Consider the following 19,103-nt stretch of genomic DNA (forward strand, 5'->3'; position numbering starts at 1 on the left):
TCCAATCGTTGCCACCCCTCGCAATCGCACGAGAATCGCGTTAGTGATTATACTCATAGGTTGTATATTTAGGGGAATGTTATGGACAAATATGTAAAAACAGTTCTGACTGTGATAGCTGCCGCACTCGTAGTCATCGCCTTGCAGAATTTTATTACGCCTGCACAAGCCGTCGGAAATGGCTGCGGCTATAACATGTATAATCCTTGCTATGTCAAAATCGCCCCTTAGAGGGCGCCGACATCTGGATTCCACTCAACGTTTCCTCGCCTGACTTCTTCCTCATTGATGCTTTGAAGACGCTGGCTTTCGGCCGCCCTGCGCACATGGAAGGCATTAGAAAATAAGGTCGGATATGGAGGCAAAAGAGGTGGCAGCCGCGATGACCCTATTCCCGCAAAACGATCCTTATCGTGAGTTTCATGATTGCCTCTTGGAGTGCCAGGTCTCAGCCCAAAAGACGCCGTATAAAGAATAACTTGATCGAAGGCTTTCAAACGGTTTTGGAGATGGCATGAAGAAGTTGATGGCTATTGCGATCTTGTGCGTTTGTCTTGTTGTTGGAACGCTCTATGCCATTGCAGGCGGCGACTATCCGCCGCTCAAAGACGGCGATCTGATTTTTCAGACATCGACCAGTAACCAATCAAGCGCGATCATATTCGCCACTGGCTCCGCCTTTTCACACATGGGCATCATCAAAAACGACAATGGCGCAATCACGGTCGTCGAGGCCGCGGCAAGGGTTAAGGAAACACCGCTGAAAACCTGGGTCAATCACGGCTTGTTGAGACGGGTGGCGATCTATCGTGATCCACGCCTCACAGCCGAAACCGCACAGCAGCTTCTGTCCTACTCCCGGGCACTCTACGGCAAACCCTACGACCTCTTTTTCTCTTTCAATAACGATGCGATTTACTGCAGCGAACTGCCCTACCTCGCCTACAAGGCTGTGGGCATCGAGATTGGCAAGGTGCAGAAAATATCTGAGCTACACATCGACAACATGCTGGTCAGAAACCTGATGCAGTCGCGATGGCAGCGCGATAGCGAATGTACTGCGCGCGGCTACGATTTCGATCAGTGCTATAAATACATCCTCAATCAGAGTCTCGTGACGCCAGTGAGTATCGCCAATGATCCAAATCTCAGGATGATTTATTCGAACTACCCATTGTGATGGCTGTGTCCACACCATCATGAAATGGGCCTCGATGGCGGTGATCAGAACATCACCGCCATACGCCTGACTTGGCTTCAATCTCGACGCTATGTCAGGAAGCAGCAATTTTCCGCGCTGCGACAATGGCGGCGCGAGCGCCGGCACGAAGCTGCGCGGTTTCCGCGCCGGCAATCACGAGGTCGAGGCCCAGCTTGAGGAATTGCCCGGCGCGTTCGCCGTCGCTACCGAAGGCGCAGATCAGCTTGCCATGCGCGCGGCAACGCGCCACGGCATGCGCCATCGCCTGGTCGATCGCAGCGCTGTCGGGTGCCAGACGCGCGCCATTCGAGAGCGCGATGGAGAGATCGGACGGGCCGACGAAAATGCCGTCGATACCATCTACGGCAAGAATTTCATCGATCGCGTCGAGCGCCATGCGCGTCTCGACCATGGCGATGGTGACGGTCAAGCTGTTGGCCCGCTGCAGATATTCGTCAGCGGCAATGCCGAGGTGATTGAGGGCAAGCGAAGGACCCCAACTGCGTTCACCGAGCGGCGGATATTTTGTCGCCTTGACCAGGGCGCGGGCATCATCGGCGGAATTGATCATCGGCGCGATGATGCCGGAAGCACCGGCATCCAGGAGCCGCGAGGCGGAGGCGAAATCAGCGACAGGAATACGCGCTATCGCCGGCTTACCGGTTAGCCGCACCTGGGCGACACCATTGGCCGCGGAGGCCATGTCCCACATGCCGTGCTGCATATCGAGCACGACGGCGTCGAAGGCCTCCTGCGACAGGTGGTTGACCAGCAACGGGTCGGGTGTGCCAATCCAGGCTGCGATCATGCCACCATTTTCCCGGCGCTTCAGGCGCCCGGCGAAACCGTCAATATCAGTCGTCATAATGATTTTCCTCAACCACCAAGCCCGCCAAGGGCAAGATATTTCACTTCAAGATATTCTTCGATGCCGTATTTCGAGCCTCGCTGCCGATGCCGGATTGCTTGACGCCGCCGAATGGGGGGCAGGCGACAGCAGAGGAAATAAGGCCTTCGTGGATCCCGACAATACCGAATTCCAGCGCCTCGGCTACCCGAAAGATACGGCCGACATCAGAACAACCGCTGTTGCGAGGGGCCAACACATCCAGCATTTCGAGACTGGCAGCAGGAGGCGTGGATACTGCCCGAGACCTCTCCTCTTGCTGTCCTCAGACCGTTCCGCCGTTCACCAAAAGTACTTGCTTGGTGATCATCTTGCTGTCGTCGGCGGCGAGGAACAAGCAGGCGCGTGCGACGTCGCTCTCCTCGACCGGATCGGGGATGCATTGCATCTGGCGGCCGGCGTCGATCTTACTTTCATCCTGATACCAGAGCGCGCGTTGCCTGTCGGTGATGATCATGCCCGGTGCCAGCGCATTGACGCGGATGCGGTCCGGCCCGACCTGGCGGGCAAGCGAATTGGTGAAACCGACGATCGCCGCCTTGGCGGTGCAGTAGGCCTGCATGTCTGGCGCACCACGAATCCAGGCACCCGAAGTCATGTTGATGATCGAGCCGTGGCCGAGCTGGCGCATATCCGGCACGACGGCCTGCGCGGCAAAGAAGACGTGGCGCAGATTGACGGACATCATCCAGTCGAACTCGTCGGCGGAAACATCAAGGAAATCCTGCCGCCGGTCATTGGCGGCGTTGTTGACGAGGACGGCGACCGGCCCGATCTCGCTCCTGATCTTGGCGAATGCAGCCTTCAATGCCCCGATATCGGTGAGATCGCAGGGATAGAAATCGACCTTCGTCTGTCCGCTCGAAAGCTCCGATGCCAGCCGGCTTCCGGCTTCTTGCTGAATATCGAGGACAGCGATGCGAGCGCCATTGGCAACAAAGGCGCGAACAATTGCCTCGCCGATGCCCGAGGCCCCGCCGGTAACGACGACCGTCCGGTTACGAAGGCTCGGATATTGAGTGATCTCCATTGATAAAGCCGCTCCTATCGGCCGGTCATGTCATGCCCGGCCCGCCATCAGGCGAAGCCGGTTTGTCTGTCGTATCAAAGCTGTTCTATGGCTTTCAGAATCTCGCCGCTGGCCGCGTAGTGTCAGTTTTCTTCCGCTTTTACACCACGGTTGACGACATCGACAGCCGATTTGTTGCGTGACGCGGCGGCTGCCAAATGATCGCCATTGCGCAGGATCCCCGTATCTGCAGGGCGGGTCGTGCATCTGATTGATACTGCAGGTGCACGAGGTGCTGTCGCTGGCGCGCCGGACCTGTCGACAACGGGAATTGCGATGCCGGCCCCGTCCAGCCCAGGCGAACGTAGCTTCGGACTCCCACACGCGGTCAAAAAGCTAGTTCCGTGACAAGCTCGTTCGCTCGTCCCGATAGGTGCGCAAGATAGCGTCGGAGACGATGGAGGCCTGGTGGCAATCAGTCTGATAGTTGCAGACGGAAATCCGCATGACCTGCCTTCCTCGCCACGTCGCTCCGCCGACGAAAATGGTCCCGTCGCGCTGCAGCGCGGCAATGATCTGACTTGTCAGAATATCGCCGCGCTCAGCTGCAAGGTCGTCGCCGAACCGGACGATGGCCTGATTGAGCACCATGTCATTGATGACGGCGATGCCTGGTTCGACGGCCAATGGAGCCGCGATTGCAACGGCCGCGTCACAAGCGCCGTCGACGAGAGCTTGAATGCCTTCTCGTCCCAGATGCTTGATCATCGCCCAGGTGGCAAAGCCACGGGCTCTCCGCGATAGTTCGGGGACGTAGTGCGACGGATCGCGCTCACCTTCGACTGCCAGGGGCAGATAGCTTGCCGCAATGGTCATTGCCTGGCGGTGTGCAATTTCGTTCCTGACAATCGCATATCCACTGTCGTAGGGGGTCTGAAGCCACTTGTGTCCATCCGTCGCCCAGCTATCTGCCTGCTCGACGCCGAAACTCAGATGACGCCTTCTCGAAGATGCCTGCGCCCAAAGACCAAATGCGCCGTCCACATGCACCCATGCTTTCCTGCTCTTTGCCATGGGAATGATCCCCGCAAAATCGTCGAAGGCACCCGTATTGATTTGCCCCGCCTGCAAGATCACGATGCAAGGACCCGCGACCGCCGCGATCGCTTCGGAGAACGCCGACTTGGTTACGCTTCCCTGGTCGTCGGTTCTCATCCTGACCACCCGGTCGTGGCCCAGCCCCAAAAATTGAAGAACGGAAAACACCGTCGTGTGGGCATCGTCTCCGATTAGAACCGTGATCGGTGGCGCTCCAAAGAGCCCATCAGCGTCGGCGTCCCAGCCTGCAGCTCGAAGAACTTGGCCACGTGCTGCGGCAAGGCATGTGAAATTGGCCACTGTCGCGCCAGTGACAAAACCCACCGAACATTCCGACGGAAGATGGAGCAATTCGAGCAGCCATCCGGCCGACACTTTCTCCGCCGCAGCCGCCGAGGGGGTCGCTATGTGATTGCCCGCGTTTTGCCCCCACGCACTGGTGAGGAAGTCCGCCGCTACACCTACGGGATGCGAGCCGCCGATCACCCATCCCATGAAGCGAGGACCGGTCATCAAATGGAGGCCTGGCTCTGCCGTCTCCACCAGATGCTCGAGGACATCGGGCGCCGGCAAAGGTTTTTCGGGAAGATCCTCCGAAAACTCGGCGACCGATGCCGCATAGTCTCGCAATGGATGATGAGCGCGATTGCCGGTTGCTTGCCGGAAATGCGCGGCATGCCGCGCCGCGTCCATAAACAGCTTCCTCGTATCCATGGTTTCCCCCGAAGCAAACGCGCGGTCGTCGGAACCGGGCGAGATGTCCCCCGCTCAGCTACATCCGCTGAACGTTCATATAAGAACATTCTTATAATATGTTGTCGCCTCGCTAATGTCGCGGTCGCGGCGACATTCAGTATAACGTTCTGGGCAAGGTGCGGGCGTCCTCTGCTTGCACTGAATGAATGTCTTGAATCCTTGAAGGCAAGCGGGCCTATATTTACGGGCCCGCGGATCTATCTGAAAAGAGCTATCGACAGTGAATTGGTACCGGTTGGTTTATGATCGTATTCCTTGATTTTGAGGCCTCGTCTCTCGGCAAGAAAAGCTTTCCCATCGAGGTCGCGTGGGTGTTTGAGGATGGCCGTTCGCGTTCCTCCTTGATCAGACCTGTTGCCGATTGGACAGATTGGTCATGCGAAGCCGAAGCGATCCATGGCATCTCACGAGAGCTCCTCGAAACTGAAGGCGCGCCAGCAGAGCAGATAGCCAGAGAGATGATTGATGTCTTGTCCGGTCGCGAACTTTACGCCAGCGCCCCTAGTTGGGATGGGAAGTGGCTGAGTGTCTTGCTGCGCGCGGCAGGGATGTCACGGCATGCCCTCAGGCTCAACAAGTCCGATGATGCGTTTCTTGCCGTGGCCCGAGAATCCATGGGAACGAAGTACTCCGAGTTGGAGATATCGGGCCTCGTCGACCAGATCATCAAGGAGAGCGAACCCACGAGCTCGCCGGCCCATCGCGCGCTGCCTGACGCACTACTCGAGCTCGATCGGTGGAACATGGTTCGCGAGGCAGCGGCAAAACGTGTGGCCTCGAGATGACCCTCTAGTATTGCTTAACCGAGCGCTTGGCGATCTTTCGGCCTTGGTGCAGGGATGCGGTCGATATCGAACAGGTGACGCCGGGCGCGCCGCGTCCCTTTCATGTCGAGCTTTCCCAATGAGCGGTAGCGAAATCGTCGCACACTCAGCTCAGCAACCTACCAACGGGCTTGGTGTACCTTCCGCCGAAGGCGACAGGCGACGAGTGTGCCAACCATTGGAACTCAACGCTACAGAAATGGTTATATTCCCTAGCAAACACGAGGGGATCTTCAATGCACAGCTCAATATCATGCGCTGCAAGTGCAATTCTCGTTTTGGGTATTGTCGCCGCGACTGCCTCTCCTGCCTCAGCAATCTCGCGCATTAGTTCCACCAGTCGAACCTGTACGGCGTTGCGACAGATTATCAACAGTCAGGGGGCTGTCATTCTGACGCATCCCGGAACGCGCGCGTCCGGAACATTATATGACCGCTATGTTCGCGATAGTAGCTATTGCAACCCGGGCGACGTGGCCACTGACGATTGGGTGCCGGCAAAAGACAAAAACTGCCGCCTCTACAATTGTCAGACTTACGAGCCGCCCTTTTGACAATTGAGAAATTCGCCGGTTGCCCTGAAGAGATTCGAACCGACCACGCGTTATTAGACGATAGGTCGATCGTGTAACCCCGATTTATGGGCGTGAGCCAACGCTATCGAACAGCCTGCGACCGGGTGTCAGCCTTGTCTGTCGCCGCATTCTGTTGCCGCAGCCGGATGATTGCCGATGCCTCGCGCGGATCGGGTGGCAGAACTGCATTCTTCAGCGCGATCGAATAGGCCTGCCCGGGATTTTCCAGTACCTCTCTGGCATTCCCGCTTTCCACGACCACGCCCTTGCGCATGATGATCACACGGTCGGAAATGTAGTAGGCGGTTGCAAGATCATGGGTGATGTAGACGATCGAGACATTGAGAGCATCGCGCAGGTCGCGGAAGAGATTGACGATCGACATGCGAAGCGATGCGTCGACCATCGATACCGGTTCGTCGGCGACGATCAGCTTCGGCTCGGGTATCAGAGCGCGCGCGACCGCAACGCGCTGGAGCTGGCCGCCGGAAAGTTCGTGGGAGAACCGTCCCTTTATCTCCGCCATGGAAAGACCAACGCGCTGGAGCGCGACGTCGGCGAGCGCCTCCTTTTCGGCCCGGCTTTTCGCACCCTTAAAGCGATAGGCAGTGGCCAATAAGTACTCATCGATCCGGGTCAGCGGATTGAAGGCTTCGAACGGATTTTGAAAGACCGGCTGGACCTTCGCCATGAAAGCCTCGCGATCGTTGCGCGAGCGCACATCCTTCACATCGGCACCGTCGAAACGAACGCACCCCCGGTCGGCCTTCTCGCTGCCAAGGATCATTTTCGCCAGAGTGGATTTGCCGGAACCGGATTCGCCGACGATCGTGAATATTTCCGGCTTGTCGGCGCTGAGGGCAAAACTGACATCGTCGACCGCCTTCATCGTCTCGCGGGAGAAGAAACCGCCGATCGGAAAGAGCTTGGTGACATGGTCGAGTTCAAGCAAAGCCTGGCTGCTCATTGGATCTTGTACTCCCCGGCCCGGAAGCATGCGACACGGCCCCCCGTGGCGCTCGGTAGCATCGCCGGCACTTCGCGCGCGCATCTGTCGATTGCGATTGGACACCGTGGATGGAAACGGCATCCCGAAGGTGGATTTGAAAGGGCTGGCGGCTTGCCCTTGAGACTTCTTCGCGTCGAGAGGTCGCCGATGCGCGGCAGGCTGCCGATCAGGTGGACGGTATAGGGGTGCTGGGGATTGTCGAAGATCGCCTGCGTCGGCCCCTCCTCCGCGAGCCGCCCGGCATACATGATGGCGAGCCGATCGGTGATGGCGGCGTGTACGGACATGTCGTGCGTGACAAAAACGACGGAAGACTGAAGACGCGTCTGCACTTCCTTGATCAGTGCCAGCACATCCTGCTGGACGAGCACGTCAAGCGCCGTTGTCGGTTCGTCGGCGATAATGAATTCCGGCTCACAGACGGTAGCGAGCGCGATCGTCAGGCGCTGGCGCATACCGCCTGAAAGCTGGTGCGGAAAGGCTTCGAGCACGCTGGGATCGAGATGCAGGCGCGCAAGATGCGCCTCGGTTCGCTGGCGAAAGGCTGCGGGATCGAGATGCATGTGGCGGAAGGCAAAATCCCCGAAAGAATGCTTTATCCGCCGCACCGGATTCAGCACATTCATCGAGCCCTGCATGATGTAGGAAAGATGGCGCCAGCGCGCCGCCTTCATCTTGCTTGGCTCTGCATACACATCGATGGTTTCGCCCGCGAAATTGAACTTCACCGACCCGCCGATGACGCGCATCGGAGGGCGGATGGCGCCGGCAAGCGTCTTGATCAGCGACGTCTTGCCGCTCGAGGATTCGCCGGCAATGCCGTAGATCTCGTTTTTGCGGATGGTCAGGCTGATGTCGTCGACCGCACGGATTTCTCGCCGCACTCCGAAATAGTCGTTGACGTAATAGCATTTCAGCCCGTCGATCGTCAGCGCGTCCAAGGAGTTTTCGGCGAGGGTCAAAGGCTGCGTCCTCATCGGGTTCTGCATCTCCTCAGGCTCCCATGCGTGCGAGACGCGAGCGAGGGTCGATATACTCGTTCACCGACATGGCAAGCATGAACAGGCCGAGGAATAGGATCACAACGAAGAGCATCGGGAAAGCGACCCACCACCAGACGCCCGATACCATGGCGGAATGGGCGTTCGCCCAGTAGATCATCCCGCCGATCGTCGGCCGGTTGATATCGGAAAACCCGAGCACGGAGAGCGTCACCTCGAGGCCGATCGCCCAGATCAGGTTGTTCATCGTCGTGAAGAAGACGATCGGCATGACATAGGGCAGATGTTCGCGGATGAGGATCTGAGGCGTGCGCATGCCGGAGAAAACGGCGTGCCGGGTGAATTCGCGCTGGCGAAGCGACAAGGCCACGGAGCGGATCAAGCGGCTGTCATGCGTCCATCCGAGAAGTGCTGCCGTGATCGCCAGCATGAACCACGTCATCTGGTCGCGGAGCACGAAAACCAGGAGCAGCAGGATCGGAATGTTCGGCAAGGCGCCGAGCGTATCGTTAACCGCCATGATGATCTGGTCGGTTCGGCCGCCGACATAGCCGGAGATCAGCCCGACCGCGATCGCGATGATGCGGCTGACGAAGGCGACGATGATGCCGAAGAACAGCGTGTTGCGCATGGAGGCAGCGATCTGCCAAAAAACCTCCTGACCGCGCGACGTGGTGCCGAGCCAGAACTCGGCCGAGGGCGGCATGTCGGGCGAGACGACATAGATGGCGTTTTCGTCGTAGGGCGAGAAGAAGGACGCCACGATCAACGCGAGAATGATAGAGATCAGGATGGTTCCGAGAAGGAATTCCTTGTTGTAGCGCAGCAGGTCTCTGAGAATTTTCAACATCGCGATTATCCCAGTTTCACGCGAGGATCGATCAGCGGATAGAGGATGTCGATCACGAAAACCGCGGAAGCGACGGCAATGATGGCGATGGTCGTAACGCCGAGCACCAGGCTGTAGTCGCCGGAATAGATTCCGGAGATCAGCAACTTGCCGATCCCGGGATAATTGAAGACGAATTCAACGATGACCGCGCCGCCAAAGACGTTGCCGAGACTGAGGGCAAGGCCCGTCACCTGCGGCAGCATGGCGTTGCGCGCGACATACTGCGAAAATACGCTGCGCGAGCGCACGCCAGCGAGCTCGGCATAGACGACGTGATCATCGGTCACGATGTTGGAAACAAGCGAGCGCATCGAGATGAACCAGCCACCGACGCCGACGAGCACCAAAGTGAGAGCGGGCAGGATGCCGTGTTCGATCACCGAGCTGATAAAGGCCCAGCTGAAGGCGGGAGCGAGATTGACCTGTGCGCCGTCGCTGATCGGCAGGATCGGCCAGACGAAGCCGAAGAGGATCACGAGGCTGAGACCGATAATGTAGGTCGGGATCGGCTGCAACGCCATGATGACGACGCCTGCGATCTTCAGCAGCTTGTTGCTGCGGAAATAACCTGCAAGAGCGCCGAGCGTGTTGCCGATGATCCAGGAGATGATCGTCGCAAGCGTCAGGAGCCCGACCGTCCAGGGCAGCGCCCGGCCGATGACCGTCATGACGGGGGTCGGGAAGGATGAAAGGGACGGGCCGAAATCGCCGGTCAGGACGCGGCCCCAGAAAGTGAAATACTGTTCCAGTAGCGGTCCGCCGGTTCCGTAGAGCTCACGTAGCGATTGTCTCAAAATTTCGACCGCCTGAGGATCGGTCGAACCGAAGCTCGTTAGTAGCGATACCGTCTGCTCGATCGGATCGACCGGCGAGAAATGCGCAATCAGGAAGGCAAGTGTGATGCCGGTAAACACGACAAAGAGAAACTGCAGGAAGCGTTTCGCCACATAGATGAGAAAGCCGTTCATGACGTCGACCCTTCAATAGCGGAACGGGAACAGCCGGCGACCGGCTGCTCCCTCGACATTGCCCCGATCAAGTTTTCGGCGCGTCCGGATTCGCCTTCAGGCCGACAACCATGTAGCGAATGTTCGACCAGTTGGGGCCCGAGGCCGAATACGGGTTATCCGCGCTGGGAAAGTTCGTCCAATAAGTCGTGTCGAACGGCGCGAACTTGTTGTAGGCCATCAGCGGGATCATCGGCATCTCTTCCACCGCAAGCTTCAGGAAGTCCTGGCCAACCTTGGTGACTTCCGGAGAATCGAAGGCGATAGAACGGTTGCGCTCAATCAACTGGTCGAGGCGCGGATCTTGCCAACGCTGCAGGTTTCGCGGCGGCTGGATCTGGCCGACGGGCTTGATGAATTCCGAATGGTAGCTGTCCAGAAAGAAGGAGAGATCCGGGTGGCCACCCCAAGTCTCGATGCTCCAATAGATCGCCGTCTCGAAATCGCCGGTGCTGAGACGCTGCCCGTTCGTCGGGCCGGCGACATCGACCTTCGTGGCAATGCCGTTCTGCGTCCATTGCTGGGCGATGACGGTACCGGCGCGGGCAAGCGTCGGGATGGCATCGCCTTCCACCTGCAGGCGGATCGTAAAGGGCGTGCCATCAGGCTTCATCCACTGACGGCCACTCTTCTTGAAGCCCGCCTTTTGCAGCAATTCGGTTGCAGCCTGAACGTCCTGTTTCCACCAACCGAAGCCGAATGTGCGCTTCAATTTGGCAGGATCGGTCGGGATCTGATCGCCCCATTGGCCGCGTACCATATTGGCGATCTGGCCTGAGATATTCGGATCGTAGGGCTTGATCTTGCGGGAACCGGTATCCAGCTCGAAATTCGTCAGCCAGTCCTGCATCGGCGCGTAATAGTCGTCCGGGGCGGAACCCGTCGGCGGCGTGGCAAGAGCTGCAAGATTGGCCGCGCCGCGATAGGAGCCGAGCGCCACTTCTCGGATATCGATCAGAAGGGCCAAAGCCCAGCGAACATCCTTATTGTCGAAGGGTGCCTTCTTGGTGTTGAAAAGCACCGAGGGCAAGGTCGGATCGGGATGCGCGAAGGGGAAGCCCTTCAGCCAGGCGGCGACACTCTTGCTGTCGCGCATCATGGAGAACATGCCCTCAGGCGCCATGTCGTTGATGACGTCGAGATTGTGATTGCGCTGCTCGATGACGCGCGCCTCGGGATTTCCGGCGGCACGATAGACGACATACTTCACCTGCGGCGGCTCCTTGGCGGCCATGCCGATCGAGGTGCGCTGCCAGTCGTCGCGCAGTTTCCAGATGGTCCAGTTGCCGCCCTTGTCATAACTTTGCAGCACATAGGCGCCGAGCGAGACCGGCGGATTGTACTTAAATGATAGCGGATCGCCTGCCTTCTCGAAAACGTGCTTCGGCATGATCCAGGCGGCGTTCCAGCGCACGGTAAACAGCGTATGGAAGCGCGAATTCGGCTTTTTCAGATGGAAGATCACCGTCTGCGGATCGGGGTTCTCCATGCTGGCGACATTGACGGTGAAAGGCGCGCTCCAGGCCATGCCGGGATGGTCGATCTGCGTCTGCACGGTATAGACGACATCGTCGCTGGTGAATTCGACGCCATCGCTCCAGTAGATGCCCTTGCGCAGCTTCACGGTCATCTGCGTGAAATCGGCATTATAGGCGGGAGGTTCGCTGGCCAGTGCGTTCTGCCAGGCATTCGGGCCGCCTTCCGGGTTGATGAACCACAGCGTGTCGGTCGTCAGCTGCTGCAGGCCGTTAAGATTGGCTGCGGCACCGCCGCCCGGTGCCCAAACATTGAACCAGTCGGCATTCTGCTGCGGCGTGCCCTGGATGATGAGGGTCTCGTTGCGCGGTATGCCCGCAATGAAATCCTGCGCGAAAGCAGGGAGAGCGACGAGAGACAATAGGGCAACCACTGCAAATCTAGGGAACTTCATCGGACGCTCCTCCTCCTCGGCCCACCAAGGCGGGCGCTTCCCATAATCCGTTACCGATCGCGTTGCGGCAAAAGTGACTGCATAGGGGCGCAGAGGCCCATATGACTCCTCCAGACACTCAGCTTCGCCGCAGCAGTTATCGACAATTTTTCACAGAACGGCAACAGGTAATTTTCAAAATGCCACAAACTATCAGAATTTCCGGCGTTTTTTAATCGTCGTACAAGTGTGGCTTTTTATATTATTGACAAAATGGTCTTTTCGCTTAGCTTTTGCGGCGAGCGCGGCGCCCTCCCAAGACGGCCGCGTTTCGTCACAAATTTGGTCGGTCGGCCTTCGGGAGGAGGCTGAGGCATGACCGTTCAAGAGGAAAAGATGATGACGAGTTCCTATGACGTGACCATCAACGTTCACGCCGGCAGGTCGACGGGGCCATACAGGCCGCTGTGGAACTGGTTCGGTTATGATGAGCCAAACTACACATATTCCCCGCACGGCAAGAAGCTCTTGAAGGAGTTGACCGAGCTCAGCCCCGTCGCACCGCGCATTCGCGCACATAATTTGCTGACGAGCGGCGACGGTAAACCGGCGCTGAAATGGGGCTCGACCAACGCTTATACGGAGGATGCCAACGGCAATCCCGTCTACGACTGGACGATCATCGACCAGATCTTCGACGCCTATGTCGAAGCCGGCAACGTGCCGCTGATCCAGATCGGCTTCACGCCGGAAGCGCTTTCCGATTTCGACGGCCCCTACAAGCATCATTGGGAGCCGGCTGATAAATACGCGACAATCACCACCGGCTGGACCGCACCACCGAAGGACCTGAAGAAGTGGGCCGACCTGATCGAGGCATGGGCGCGCCACCTTGCCGACCGCTATGGCGAGGACGTGGTGTCGTCCTGGCCCTGGGAAGTCTGGAACGAGCCCGACGGCCATTACTGGACCGGCACGATCCCTGAATTCTGCGCCATGTACGACGCCAGCGCCCGCGCCGTGAAGCGCGCCCTGCCGAAAGCGCGCGTCGGCGGCCCGCACACCTGCGGCGCCTTTGCCAATGAGAAGGCGCAGACCTTCCTGCGTGCGTTCCTGCGCCACGTCGTCGAAAAAAAGCCACCGCTCGATTTCATCGCTTTCCACGCCAAGGGAAATCCCGTCATCTACGATGGCCATGTGCGCATGGGCCTGCACAAGCAGCTGCGCGACATCGAGACCAATCTCGCGATTATCAACGAATTCCCTGAGCTCCGGCACTTGCCCGTCATCATCGGCGAATCGGATCCTGAGGGCTGCGCGGCCTGCTCGGCCCGCGTTCACCCGCAGAACGGCTATCGCAACGGCCCGCTCTACGGCGTCTATGTCGTGGAAAGCATGATCCGCACCTACGAATTGTCGCGACGCGCCAACATCGAGATCGAGGGTGCAGTGACCTGGGCCTTCCTCTTCGACGACCAGCCCTATTTCGACGGCTTCCGGGATCTGGCCACCAACGGCATCGACAAGGCGGTGCTGAACGGCTTTCGCATGCTGGGCAAGCTCGGCGGCGAATGGCTGGAATCGGAAAGCGACTATCGCCGCGATATCGAGGACATCATGAGCCACGGCGTTCGCGACAAGCCTGACGTCAACGTCGTGGCGACCCGCGACGACAAGGGCGTCTCGGTTCTCGTCTGGCACTATCATGACGACGATACGGCCGGTCCCGCCGCCGAGGTCAGCCTCTTCGTCGACGGCTGGGGTAACAGACCGGCCTCGCTGAAGCACTTCCGGATGGACGAGGAGCATTCCAACTCCTTCCGCCTCTGGAAGGCTATGGGCAAACCAGAGGATCCCCAGGGCGTCGATTACGCCAAGCTCGAGGCCTCCGGAAAGCTCGCGGAGATCGACAGCAAGGCATCGGTGTTCGTCAAGGAAGGCAAAATCGATCTGCGCTTCTCCCTGCCGCGTCAGGGCGTGTCTCTCCTGCGCCTGGACTGGTGAGACGGCAGGGCAAAGGGAGCGCAATTCTCCAAATTGCGCTCCCTGCCTCTTTTCGCGGCGGCCTTAATTTTCGCTTACATAAGCGAGATAGCGCTTCTTGCTCGGCTGCAGGTGGTCGACGCAGAGCTGCGCCAGAACCCAGTTATCCCTGCCCTTCAGCATCTCGATCATCAGCCGGTGATGTTCGTGCGAAATTTGCAGCGATTCCTTACTCGACATGGAATTCGCTCGCACCGGCAGGCTGAGGCGCATGTAGAACTCTATCGACTGCACGAGATGGGAATTGCCGCAGGCGCCGAAGAGCGTCAGGTGGAACCTGTCGTTCGTCTCGTGCACGCCGCGCAGATAGCCGGATTCGACGTGCCGGCCGTGCTCTTCGTGCAGGGCGGTCAATTCCGCGATCAGCGCGTCTGGCGCCGGCAGGGGAATCCAGAGTGCGGCCTGCCTCTGCAGCAGTTCGCGCACGTCATAAATCTCCTGCACCTGTCGCGGCGTCAGCGAGCGGACCGTAGCGCCTTTGTTGCGCTCACGCACCACGACGCCCATCGTCTCCAGCTGAACGAGCGCCTGACGGGCGAAGTGGCGGGTCACGTGGAAGCGAGCAAGCAGCGTATCTTCGGTCAGGCGGGTGCCGGGCGCCAGCCTTCCGAAGATGATGTCCTCCTCGAGCGCACGCACGATGCTCAAATCGTCATGTTCGATCTCGTCTTCACGGCTTTCTTCGAGCGTCTGCATGTCATATCCTCTGGTTGCGGGCCATCCTATCGTGGTTTGCATTCGGGGTCGAACCGGCTCAGCCGATAGATGTCCTCGACCAGCGCCAGCGTCTTCAGATTATCGTCCGGCACCGTCTCCATCGCCACACGGCCGTCCAATCCGTCGAGAAAATGCGCAATCGTGGCATCATAGGCGCCCTGATAGACCGCATCTGCTTCGAACTCCTCCACGCGCTGGACGTGGCCTTTCGCCGAAAGACGGCTTCCGTCCAACTCCAGCGTTGCATGCGTGCCGAAGATCCGCAGATGGTCACGCGGCGCCGGCGGCGCGCCGTGCACCGCGAGATTGGCATTTACCGTCACGATCACCCCGTCGTCCAGACGGCGCAAAACGACAGCGGCGACATCCTCGGCAACGATCTCGTCATTGCTGCGTTCGAGCCGCGCGGCAACTACCTCCATCTCGCCGAGCAGGTAGCGAAGTGTATCCAGATGATGGATCATAACTTCCATGACCAGCAGACGCTGCTGCCTGCGGAAAAACGGCTGGCGGACGAGAGCCGGCCTGTTTCCTTGCGCATCGGCGATCATGCCGCTTGAAAGAAATTCGAACTGCACCTGCCTGATATCGCCCGCTATGCCTTCCTCCAGCCACGCCTTCAGGCTGCGATAATAGGCGCGAAACCGCCAGTTCTCGTGCACCATCAGCTGAATGGAGGATGGCAGCCCGGCAACAAGGCCGACGGCCTGATCGTAGTCCGTCGCCAGCGGTTTCTGGCAGAGAATATCGATGCCCTTCTCCGCTGCCAACCGGACGAGATCCATATGCACTTCCCGCGGGGCGCAGATGTCGACGGCGTCGAGCGTTTCCGCCGCCAGCATGGCCTCCGCGCTCTCGTAGCTGCGAGAAATGCCGAAAGCGTTGCTCTTGGCCGCGCGGGCATCCATTGAGGGATCGGCAATGGCGACGACTTCCACGCGCGCTGACTGTTTCATCCATGCCGGCAAGTGATAGTCGGCGACCCAGCCTGCACCGATAACCCCTATCCGCCTTCGCTTTGCTTCCGCCAAGAACCCACTCCCATCCTATTTTATCGATAATTTAGCCACTCTCTTTCCGAAAGCCAATCTGCGCCTCGAGGAAAAAATCAAAAATATCTCGAATTATCTTGGGTTTTTGATAAAACGGAAAGGTCAGCATAGTTGTGTATGGCCATTGGTTCACATCTTCTTTATTGACAATCTTGCATATCCCACTAGGCTTGCCGTTGATCAACGGACCAGGGAGGAACAATTTTGTCGAACGGTCTTCGTCGCAAGCTGACGAGTTACGGCGATCAGGGTTTCTCCCTTTTCCTGCGAAAAGCCTTCATCAAGGCAATGGGCTATTCGGACGATGCCTTGGATCGCCCCATCGTGGGGATCGCCAATACCTACAGCGATTTCAATCCCTGCCACGGGAACGTCCCACAACTCATCGAAGCCGCCAAGCGCGGCGTGATGCTCGCGGGCGCCATGCCGATGGTCTTTCCGACCATCTCCATCCATGAAAGCTTCGCTTCGCCAACCTCGATGTACCTGCGCAATCTGATGGCGATGGAAACCGAGGAGATGATCCGCGCCCAGCCAATGGATGCCGTCATTCTCATCGGCGGCTGCGACAAGACCTTGCCGGCGCAGATCATGGCCGCGGCCAGCAGTGAGATTCCGGCGATCTTCCTGCCGACCGGGCCGATGGCCGTCGGCCATCACAAGGGCGAACGGCTCGGCGCCTGTACCGATTGCCGCCGCTTCTGGGGGCGCTTTCGCGCCGGCGAAATCGACGAAGCCGAGATCACCGACGTCAACAACAAGCTTGCGAGTTCAGTCGGCACCTGCACGGTGATGGGAACGGCAAGCACCATGGCGAACCTGACCGAAGTGATGGGTCTTTGCGTGCCCCGTGCGGGATCGGCGCCTGCCGCTGAATCCGAGCGGGTCCGGCTGGCCGAAGAGACCGGCCGCATCGCCGCCGGACTTGCGGCGAACCCGGATGCGCCGACGGTGAGTGATATCCTGACGCGGGAGGCATTGCGCAATGGCCTCGTTGCGCTGCAGGCGATGGGGGGCTCGACCAATGCGGTCGTGCATCTTGCAGCCATCGCTGGACGGCTCGGCATGCGTCTCGACATGGCCGAACTCGACAGGCTCGGCCGGATCATCCCGCTGCTAGTCGATCTTCAGCCTTCCGGCCAGCACTATATGGAGCAGTTCCATGAAGCTGGAGGCGTGCAGACGCTGCTCAAGGCCGTGCGCCACGAGATCGACGGAAACCAGCGCACCGTCTATGGCAAGACGATTGGCGAGGTGATGGATAGCGCGCCCGTCGAGCCGGGCCAGACCATCATTCGCACGGTCGAAAAACCGCTGAAACCTGTGGGCACGATTGCCGTCCTTTACGGCAACCTTGCCCCCCGCGGCGCCGTCATCAAGCAATCGGCGGCCTCCAAAAACCTTCTGCAACACGAAGGGCGGGCGGTGGTCTTCGATTCCGTCGAGGACGTGACGCTGCGCATAGACCGTGACGACCTCGATGTGAACGCCGACGACATTCTTGTCCTGCGCAACGCAGGGCCAAAAGGTGCGCCCGGCATGCCGGAAGCCGGTTATCTGCCGATTCCACGCAAGCTCGCCCGGCAGGGCATCAAAGACATGGTACGCATCTCCGATGCCCGCATGAGCGGCACTGCCTTCGGCACCATCGTGCTGCACATCGCGCCGGAGGCCGCCGCCGGCGGACCGTTGGCAATCGTCCGGACAGGTGACCGCATCCGTCTCAACGTCGCTGAACGCAGAATAGACCTCGCAATCGATCAGTCCGAGTTCGATCGGCGTATGGCAGAACTCGATAGCGCCTCCATGGCCGAACCGCCACGCGGCTATGCCAAGCTCTATCACACCCGCGTGCTTCAGGCTGACGAAGGCCTCGATTTCGACTTCCTTCAGCATGAGGAACTGGAGCCGAAATGAGTTCTTTAGATCGCGAGGCTCCGCTTTGCCTGCCGCGTCGACCATTGACGCGCCTTCCTGCGAACGCCCTGCCGCCGGATACGATCGACACGCATTTTCATGTCTTCCGAGCCGACGCACCGCTTAATACGCCGCGCAGCTATACGCCCGATATTGCGACGCTCGCCGACTGGACCGTCTTTGCCGACCGGTTGAACATCGGCCGGGGCGTTCTGGTTCAGCCAAGCGTCTACGGTCTCGACAATCAGGTTCTGATCGAGGCCCTTGTCTCCTTTCCGGACCGCCTGCGGGGCATCGTCGTTATCGACCCTCAAACAAATCGCGACGAGATCGCACGCCTCGACCGGCTCGGCGTGCGCGGCATACGCATAAATACCCGCAACAAGGGTGGCCTGCCGCTTTCAGCCGCCGAAACGCTCGCAACAAGCTTGCGCGACTTCGGCTGGTCGCTGCAGCTGCAGATCAGCCCGGAGCAAATCCCCGAGCTTGCCGGACGTCTGCCGCGTCTCGGCATCCCCTTCGTTGTTGATCATCTCGGCTTCATACCGCTCGCAGACGGCGCATGGCGACAGCATGTCCCGGCGCTGCAGCGGCTGGCTGATATTCCGGGCGGCTATATCAAGCTGACAGCACCCTATCGCCTGACTCGCGACCGCAGCCATGCGGGTTTTGCCGAGGTGGTAAAGGCGCTTGTGGATAGCCATCCGCAAAAGCTGCTCTGGGGCAGCGACTGGCCCCATACGGAGCTTTGGAGCGACATGCCTGACGATGCCGACCTGATCGACGAAATGCAGGATGCCTTTGCAGGCATCACATCTGCCCGAAAAATCCTTATCGAAAACGCCGAGATGCTGTTCTTCAGCCGCTGAACTGGGAGAGCCTTTACCATGACCAGACTGACGGAAGACGCCAAGGGCGTCTATGTGATTGCCGTAACACCGTTTGGCGAGGACGGTGCGCTCGACTTTGCCAGCATCGACAGCATGGTGGATTTCTATGAAAGTGTCGGTGTCACCGGGCTGACGGTGCTCGGCCAGCTTGGGGAGGCGCCGAAGCTGACGGCGGAGGAATCGCGCACCGTCGTCGAGCGGGTGCTGAAACGGCTTAATGGCCGTCTGCCGGTCGTCGTCGGCGTTTCCGCGCCGGGGCTTGCGCCGATGCAGGAACTGGCCGAGGCGGTGATGGA

General features: G+C 59.2%; 17 protein-coding genes and 1 pseudogene. 7 read left to right on the plus strand and 11 right to left on the minus strand.

Translation table 11 applies throughout. The features are described from left to right. Nucleotides 1-81 precede the first annotated feature (81 nt). Nucleotides 82-231 carry a hypothetical protein gene (locus FHT86_RS23350; protein WP_166656917.1) on the plus strand — a complete coding sequence of 50 codons (150 nt, stop codon included), beginning with the start codon at nt 82-84 and terminating at the stop codon, nt 229-231. Between the two features lie 283 nt (nt 232-514). Next, the gene (locus tag FHT86_RS23355; RefSeq protein WP_133709827.1) at nt 515-1,180 is read left to right on the plus strand and encodes a YiiX/YebB-like N1pC/P60 family cysteine hydrolase; all 666 of its coding nucleotides are present in this window, start codon (nt 515-517) and stop codon (nt 1,178-1,180) included. 94 nt (nt 1,181-1,274) lie between these two features. Here the strand turns inward: FHT86_RS23355 and FHT86_RS23360 are convergent, their stop codons facing one another. The 4 genes and pseudogenes from FHT86_RS23360 to FHT86_RS23375 all read right to left on the minus strand — a co-directional run bounded on the left by FHT86_RS23360 (nt 1,275) and on the right by FHT86_RS23375 (nt 4,929). Further along, the gene (locus FHT86_RS23360; protein WP_133709828.1) at nt 1,275-2,066 is read right to left on the minus strand and encodes an aldolase/citrate lyase family protein; all 792 of its coding nucleotides are present in this window, start codon (nt 2,064-2,066) and stop codon (nt 1,275-1,277) included. An 11-nt stretch (nt 2,067-2,077) separates the two neighbouring features. Further along, nucleotides 2,078-2,277: pseudogene (locus FHT86_RS23365) on the minus strand (aldehyde dehydrogenase family protein); the annotation flags it as partial. A 96-nt stretch (nt 2,278-2,373) separates the two neighbouring features. Then, entirely contained in the window at nt 2,374-3,138 is a 765-nt protein-coding gene (locus FHT86_RS23370; RefSeq protein WP_133709829.1) for an SDR family NAD(P)-dependent oxidoreductase, read from the minus strand. Nucleotides 3,139-3,513: 375 nt separating this feature from the next. After that, nucleotides 3,514-4,929: a pyridoxal phosphate-dependent decarboxylase family protein gene (locus tag FHT86_RS23375; protein ID WP_133709830.1), complete on the minus strand. Its 1,416-nt coding sequence runs from the start codon at nt 4,927-4,929 to the stop codon at nt 3,514-3,516. Nucleotides 4,930-5,213: 284 nt separating this feature from the next. On the opposite strand from FHT86_RS23375, the gene FHT86_RS23380 reads away from it, so the two are divergent. After that, entirely contained in the window at nt 5,214-5,756 is a 543-nt protein-coding gene (locus tag FHT86_RS23380) for a transcriptional regulator (protein WP_133709831.1), read from the plus strand. 696 nt (nt 5,757-6,452) lie between these two features. On the opposite strand, the gene FHT86_RS23385 is transcribed toward FHT86_RS23380, so the two are convergent. From FHT86_RS23385 to FHT86_RS23405, 5 genes are all read right to left on the minus strand, one after another. Further along, on the minus strand, nt 6,453-7,337 hold the full coding sequence (locus FHT86_RS23385; protein WP_133709832.1) for an ABC transporter ATP-binding protein: 885 nt from the start codon (nt 7,335-7,337) through the stop codon (nt 6,453-6,455). Next, nucleotides 7,334-8,356, minus strand: a complete 1,023-nt coding sequence (locus tag FHT86_RS23390; RefSeq protein WP_409527615.1) for an ABC transporter ATP-binding protein — start codon at nt 8,354-8,356, stop codon at nt 7,334-7,336. Before FHT86_RS23390 ends, FHT86_RS23385 begins: the two co-directional genes overlap by 4 nt. Before the next feature lie 16 nt (nt 8,357-8,372). Further along, the gene (locus FHT86_RS23395; RefSeq protein WP_133709834.1) at nt 8,373-9,230 is read right to left on the minus strand and encodes an ABC transporter permease; all 858 of its coding nucleotides are present in this window, start codon (nt 9,228-9,230) and stop codon (nt 8,373-8,375) included. 5 nt (nt 9,231-9,235) lie between these two features. Then, nucleotides 9,236-10,240 carry an ABC transporter permease gene (locus FHT86_RS23400; protein WP_133709835.1) on the minus strand — a complete coding sequence of 335 codons (1,005 nt, stop codon included), beginning with the start codon at nt 10,238-10,240 and terminating at the stop codon, nt 9,236-9,238. Nucleotides 10,241-10,307: 67 nt separating this feature from the next. Continuing rightward, nucleotides 10,308-12,209: an ABC transporter substrate-binding protein gene (locus tag FHT86_RS23405; RefSeq protein WP_133709836.1), complete on the minus strand. Its 1,902-nt coding sequence runs from the start codon at nt 12,207-12,209 to the stop codon at nt 10,308-10,310. A 354-nt stretch (nt 12,210-12,563) separates the two neighbouring features. Between FHT86_RS23405 and FHT86_RS23410 the strand changes: the two genes are divergently transcribed. Further along, nucleotides 12,564-14,192, plus strand: a complete 1,629-nt coding sequence (locus tag FHT86_RS23410; RefSeq protein WP_133709837.1) for a GH39 family glycosyl hydrolase — start codon at nt 12,564-12,566, stop codon at nt 14,190-14,192. Between the two features lie 63 nt (nt 14,193-14,255). Here the strand turns inward: FHT86_RS23410 and FHT86_RS23415 are convergent, their stop codons facing one another. Then, nucleotides 14,256-14,927 (minus strand): GntR family transcriptional regulator, encoded by a 672-nt coding sequence (locus FHT86_RS23415; RefSeq protein WP_133709838.1) that lies wholly within the window; start codon nt 14,925-14,927, stop codon nt 14,256-14,258. 26 nt (nt 14,928-14,953) lie between these two features. After that, nucleotides 14,954-15,979 (minus strand): Gfo/Idh/MocA family protein, encoded by a 1,026-nt coding sequence (locus tag FHT86_RS23420; protein ID WP_133709839.1) that lies wholly within the window; start codon nt 15,977-15,979, stop codon nt 14,954-14,956. 225 nt (nt 15,980-16,204) lie between these two features. On the opposite strand from FHT86_RS23420, the gene FHT86_RS23425 reads away from it, so the two are divergent. The 3 genes from FHT86_RS23425 to FHT86_RS23435 all read left to right on the plus strand — a co-directional run. Then, the gene (locus FHT86_RS23425) at nt 16,205-17,917 is read left to right on the plus strand and encodes an IlvD/Edd family dehydratase (RefSeq protein WP_133709840.1); all 1,713 of its coding nucleotides are present in this window, start codon (nt 16,205-16,207) and stop codon (nt 17,915-17,917) included. Beyond that, nucleotides 17,914-18,786, plus strand: a complete 873-nt coding sequence (locus FHT86_RS23430) for an amidohydrolase family protein (protein ID WP_133709841.1) — start codon at nt 17,914-17,916, stop codon at nt 18,784-18,786. The genes FHT86_RS23425 and FHT86_RS23430 overlap by 4 nt, the downstream gene beginning before the upstream one ends. Before the next feature lie 18 nt (nt 18,787-18,804). Continuing rightward, the coding region (locus FHT86_RS23435; RefSeq protein ID WP_133709842.1) for a dihydrodipicolinate synthase family protein at nt 18,805-19,103 on the plus strand (299 nt) is incomplete at its 3' end.

Source organism: Rhizobium sp. BK313 (genome assembly GCF_014193655.1).
In the GTDB taxonomy this organism is placed as follows: Bacteria; Pseudomonadota; Alphaproteobacteria; order Rhizobiales; family Rhizobiaceae; genus Rhizobium.

Excerpts from the sequence above, each read along its gene's own strand:
- FHT86_RS23385 (WP_133709832.1), bottom strand. The coding sequence starts at position 7,337 with ATGAGCAGCCAGGCTTTGCTTGAACTCGACCATGTCACCAAGCTCTTT.
- FHT86_RS23350 (WP_166656917.1), top strand. The coding sequence starts at position 82 with ATGGACAAATATGTAAAAACAGTTCTGACTGTGATAGCTGCCGCACTC.
- FHT86_RS23395 (WP_133709834.1), bottom strand. The coding sequence starts at position 9,230 with ATGTTGAAAATTCTCAGAGACCTGCTGCGCTACAACAAGGAATTCCTT.
- FHT86_RS23405 (WP_133709836.1), bottom strand. The coding sequence starts at position 12,209 with ATGAAGTTCCCTAGATTTGCAGTGGTTGCCCTATTGTCTCTCGTCGCT.
- FHT86_RS23375 (WP_133709830.1), bottom strand. The coding sequence starts at position 4,929 with ATGGATACGAGGAAGCTGTTTATGGACGCGGCGCGGCATGCCGCGCAT.
- FHT86_RS23415 (WP_133709838.1), bottom strand. The coding sequence starts at position 14,927 with ATGCAGACGCTCGAAGAAAGCCGTGAAGACGAGATCGAACATGACGAT.
- FHT86_RS23400 (WP_133709835.1), bottom strand. The coding sequence starts at position 10,240 with ATGAACGGCTTTCTCATCTATGTGGCGAAACGCTTCCTGCAGTTTCTC.
- FHT86_RS23380 (WP_133709831.1), top strand. The coding sequence starts at position 5,214 with ATGATCGTATTCCTTGATTTTGAGGCCTCGTCTCTCGGCAAGAAAAGC.
- FHT86_RS23430 (WP_133709841.1), top strand. The coding sequence starts at position 17,914 with ATGAGTTCTTTAGATCGCGAGGCTCCGCTTTGCCTGCCGCGTCGACCA.
- FHT86_RS23370 (WP_133709829.1), bottom strand. The coding sequence starts at position 3,138 with ATGGAGATCACTCAATATCCGAGCCTTCGTAACCGGACGGTCGTCGTT.
- FHT86_RS23410 (WP_133709837.1), top strand. The coding sequence starts at position 12,564 with ATGACCGTTCAAGAGGAAAAGATGATGACGAGTTCCTATGACGTGACC.
- FHT86_RS23355 (WP_133709827.1), top strand. The coding sequence starts at position 515 with ATGAAGAAGTTGATGGCTATTGCGATCTTGTGCGTTTGTCTTGTTGTT.
- FHT86_RS23390 (WP_409527615.1), bottom strand. The coding sequence starts at position 8,356 with ATGAGGACGCAGCCTTTGACCCTCGCCGAAAACTCCTTGGACGCGCTG.
- FHT86_RS23360 (WP_133709828.1), bottom strand. The coding sequence starts at position 2,066 with ATGACGACTGATATTGACGGTTTCGCCGGGCGCCTGAAGCGCCGGGAA.